This window comes from Syntrophorhabdaceae bacterium (genome assembly GCA_028698615.1).
Lineage (GTDB): Bacteria > Desulfobacterota > Syntrophorhabdia > Syntrophorhabdales > Syntrophorhabdaceae > Delta-02.
Window position 1 is genome coordinate 1 of sequence record JAQVWF010000096.1, and the last position, 4,385, is coordinate 4,385.

A 4,385-nucleotide genomic window follows, 5' to 3' on the forward strand; every position below is an offset into this window, starting at 1 on the left:
TGGCATTAATGACGTTGTTTCATTCACCACGTGCTTAATGCATTAAAGCGATAATGCATTTTTGCGCTGTTCACATTTCCTCTAGCTGAAATGTTAAGTTTTGGGTGTTTCTACCCCCTTTGCCAGGCTCACTCTCTGCAAAGCCCTGTCAGTCCTGCATCTACGCGTTTTGTTCACAAAAGACCGTATTTTGTGAACCCCCTTTCAGACTTTACTTAAAGCCAGCTTTAACGCTGTAAGCAAACACATGGGACGCGGAGGTTGTAAAGCATAATGCTGTGCTTTATAGCTGTCATACCGATATTGGGTAACGGCGTAAACGTTTACGATGAAGATGCCATTCTCCCCTGTCTGCTTTACCGCTTTATTACTTTATGTGCTGTGCTTGTGTGTTGCTGTACCGGAGGTAAACTATCCCTTGTGACAGATCGTTGCTATTGGGTATACATGAAGTGATCATTTGTAACGAAAGAAGGTGAAATGTGGGGAGCGATGAAAACCGCAAGAGATGCGCAAAAACGATCTGCTTTCAAAACCCAGGGGTATTCCTTGGCATGTATGGGATTGTTGTGTCATTTGGTGATCTGTTCCCGCTTTTCCCCGGAATCAGACATAATAACCTGTCTATTACCAGTTCCGCAGCTTCTGCAATATTGAAGTTGAAGCCATCACCTTCAGCGATTAATGGCTTTACATCACTGACGAAGTTTACATCACTGTAAAATTCGCTCAACCTCGAACATCAAATCCGGAAAAGATCGAACACCCGGTCCGGTAATATCCGAACAGTAAATCCGCTTTCCCTCGAACACTTTTTGTCCCTTCACCGGATAGGACACGGGCAGAAAGCTCCGTATACTGGAACCAACAGGTTATCTCCGCTAGGGGATTCCACCCTGATCGAGTCATCTTAATTCATCTGAAGGTAGCAGCGTGATCATGCGTGGGAAATAGAAGACATCATCTCGTTAATGAAATGATTCACGAAAAAGTACTTGACTTACCAATACAAATGACGATAATTATCTAAGAAACAAGTTTGAAGCGATATTAAACGCCCCTTGCAACGTTTCGATTTATCATAACAAATTCGGAGCCGACCAAGGGGCATTGCATATCTGGGGATGCCATGCGAAAAGTAGTATTCATGATCGATGGCTGGTTCATGAGAAAACAGATTTATAAGTACAAAACTTTCTATTATTCCGGCCAAGAAATTAGAAACTATTGCCTCAAACACCTAAGAAAGGATGACTATCTGTATCGCATTTTTTATTACGACACAGAACCGCTAGACAAAAAGGGACATTATCCCATTTCAAAGAAGGCGGTCAATTTCGGGACAACCAGGGTTGCGCAGGAACAGACAAGATTGCTCAATTCCATCAAGACAACCCCAAATTTCGCCTTACGCCTTGGAAAGACAATATGGAGAAATAATCAGTGGATATTAAAACCGGAAAAGGTCTCTGCGCTGTTAGACAAAACAATAACGACCGATCAACTCGTTGACGAGGACTTTAAGCCACTCATAGAACAGAAAGCGGTAGATATTAAGCTCGGTTTGGACATCACGTGTATTGCAATGGAGAGGCTTTCTGATCTGTTAGTAGTTATCACGGGTGACGCTGATATAGTGCCAGTATTGAAGTTTGCTCGTCGCAACGGTATGCAGGTCTGTCTTGATCCCTTGAGAAATCCTGTTCGGCCCGAATTATCAGAACACGTGGATTTTATAGAAACACAAATACCGGCTCCAAAAAAGAAATCATAATCTCTTATTTTCAAACTGACCCACTACGGGAATAACACATAGATCCAAGATGAAACTTAAAAAGCGCCGTTCCACCCCGAAAAGCAAGACCTTCTGCCAATTGCGGATGTTCATAAATCTCTCCATCAACGCCCTGCTGATAATCAGATCCTGCTCTACTTGGGCTTCTGCGTTCCACGGCGCGCGCCCTTTCCACTCTTGCACATAAACTTTCGGTATCATACCTCATCCGCCTCCACATCGGTATTGACCAGTGCGTATTCCGATTCAATCCGACGACCGGTTATGATTCAATCCGACTCCAATCCGACCACCGGTTATGATGTAATCCGACCACCCCGTCAACCGGAAAAGAACGCTGGATAACTTTACGAAGTGCTATTACGCTTCTCCCAAAATAACATGACGAGAGGAGCGTCTATGGCGAGAAGGAGATTATCCATGAGAAAGATCGGGGAAGTACTGCGGCTTACCCACGAGAGCGGCCTGTCGACGGGGCAGGTCGCACAGAACTGCGGCATCGGGCGGACCACCGTCAAGGACTACCTGTCCCGGGCAAGGAAGGCGGGACTTGCCTGGCCCCTGCCGGCCGGTCTTGACGATGACGCCGTCGAGAGGCTCCTCTTCCCGTCCGAAAGGTCGCTCACGGAAGAGATGAGGGGAATGCCGCCCTTTGAGTACCTCCACCGGGAGATGAAGAAGAAGCACGTCACCATGCAGCTCCTCTGGCAGGAATACAGGGAGAAGAACCCCGACGGCTACCAGTACAGCCAGTTCTGTCTGCGCTACCGGGCCTGGAAGAAGACCCTCGACGTCTCTCTCCGGCAGGATTACAGGGCGGGGGAGAAGCTCTTCGTGGACTATGCGGGAGACACCATCCCGGTATACGACCCGGCCACGGGCGTAGCATCCTGCGCACATCTCTTCGTGGCGACCCTCGGCGCCAGCAATTACACCTACGCGGAGGCCACCGCCTCCCTCGACCTCTTCTTCTGGATACGCTCCCATGTCCGGGCCTTCGAGTTCTTCCGGTCGGTCCCCGCGATCACGGTCCCCGACAACACGCGGACGGGCGTCACCCATCCGTGCCGCTATGAGCCGGACCTCAACCCGACGTACCGGGACATGGCGGCGCACTACAATACGACGGTCATTCCCGCCCGTGTCAGAAAGCCCCGGGACAAGGCCAAAGTGGAATCGGCCGTTCTCATCGCCGAGAGATGGATCATCGCCGCCCTGAGGAACCACCGGTTCTTCAGCGTCGGGGAACTCAACGGGGCTATCCGGGAGAGGCTCGGCGAGTTCAACTCCCGTCCCCTGCAGAAGCTGAAGGTGTCGAGGAGGGAGCTCTTCGAGACGATTGACAGGCCCGCGATGGGCCCCCTTCCCGAAAGACCCTACGAGTACGCCGAGTGGAGGAAGGTGAGGGCCAACATCGACTACCATGTGGAGGTCGAAGGCCACTACTACAGCGTGCCCTACCGGCTCCGGCGCGAACCGATGGAGGCGAGGGTCACGGCCGCCATGGTTGAGGTGTTCTGCCGGGGAAGACGCGTGGCATCCCATCCCCGGAGCCATAGCCCGCAGAAACACACGACCGCGGCCGACCACATGCCTGACTCCCACAGGCGTTACCTGGAATGGACGCCGTCACGGATCATCGCCTGGGCGGCGAAGACGGGCCCGTCGACGGGGGAGATGGTACGGCAGATCATGGAGAGGAAGACGCACCCCGAGCAGGGCTTCAGGTCCTGCCTCGGCATCATACGCCTGGGCAGGCGCTACGGCCAGGAGCGTCTGGAGGCGGCCTGCGAGAGGGCCCTTGCGATAAAGGCCTACTCCTACAAGAACGTGGAACTGATCCTCAAAAACGGCCTCGACGGCACGAGGGCGCTCCTTGTCCCCCCGTCGGGCACCCCCGTCGACCACGAGAACATCCGGGGGAACGGATACTACAGCTGAAAAAGGAGATGATATGCTGAACGAACAGACCTTTGAGAAACTGAACGCCATGAAGCTCTCGGGCATGGCGCAGGCCCTGAAGGAACAGATGGAGACCGCCGGGGTGGATGATCTGTCCTTCGAGGAGCGCTTCGGCATGCTCGTTGATGCGCAGCACCTCTGGAAGGAGGACAGGAGGATGAGACGGCTCCTGGAAAGCGCGCGGCTGAAGCTGCCCGCATCCATGGAGGACATCGACTACAGGACGCCCCGGGGGATAGACAAGTCGGTGATGCTCACCCTGGGGACCTGCGGGTGGATACAAAAGCACCAGAACGTGATCATCGTGGGACCCACGGGATCGGGGAAGACCTTCCTTGCCTGCGCCCTGGCCCACAGGGCATGCAGGGAGGGACTCAGCGCCCTCTACGTCAGGACCCCGAAGCTCTACTACACCATGGCCATATCCCGTGCCGACGGAAGCTATGCGAAGACCCTGGCGAAGTTCACGAAGGCCTCCGTGCTCATCCTCGATGACCTGTGTCTCTCAACCCTGACGGATCCGGAGCGCAGGGATCTTCTCGAGGTTGTCGAGGACAGGCACCACGCGGCATCAACGATCGTGACGAGCCAGCTGCCCGTGGAACACTGGCACGAGGCGATAGGTGAT

General features: G+C 53.3%; 5 protein-coding genes. 3 read left to right on the plus strand and 2 right to left on the minus strand.

The features are described from left to right. Positions 1-529: 529 nt before the first annotated feature. The gene (locus PHC90_14560; GenBank protein MDD3847567.1) at positions 530-733 is read right to left on the minus strand and encodes a hypothetical protein; all 204 of its coding nucleotides are present in this window, start codon (positions 731-733) and stop codon (positions 530-532) included. A 396-nt stretch (positions 734-1,129) separates the two neighbouring features. Between PHC90_14560 and PHC90_14565 the strand changes: the two genes are divergently transcribed. Beyond that, the gene (locus tag PHC90_14565) at positions 1,130-1,774 is read left to right on the plus strand and encodes an NYN domain-containing protein (GenBank protein MDD3847568.1); all 645 of its coding nucleotides are present in this window, start codon (positions 1,130-1,132) and stop codon (positions 1,772-1,774) included. Here the strand turns inward: PHC90_14565 and PHC90_14570 are convergent. Next, positions 1,769-1,996 carry a hypothetical protein gene (locus tag PHC90_14570; GenBank protein MDD3847569.1) on the minus strand — a complete coding sequence of 76 codons (228 nt, stop codon included), beginning with the start codon at positions 1,994-1,996 and terminating at the stop codon, positions 1,769-1,771. The two genes, PHC90_14565 and PHC90_14570, sit on opposite strands and share 6 nt — an antisense overlap. A 198-nt stretch (positions 1,997-2,194) precedes the next feature. Between PHC90_14570 and istA the strand changes: the two genes are divergently transcribed. Then, positions 2,195-3,736 carry an IS21 family transposase gene (gene istA, locus PHC90_14575; GenBank protein MDD3847570.1) on the plus strand — a complete coding sequence of 514 codons (1,542 nt, stop codon included), beginning with the start codon at positions 2,195-2,197 and terminating at the stop codon, positions 3,734-3,736. A gap of 13 nt (positions 3,737-3,749) precedes the next feature. Next, a partial coding sequence (gene istB, locus PHC90_14580; GenBank protein ID MDD3847571.1) for an IS21-like element helper ATPase IstB occupies positions 3,750-4,385 on the plus strand: 636 nt, incomplete at its 3' end.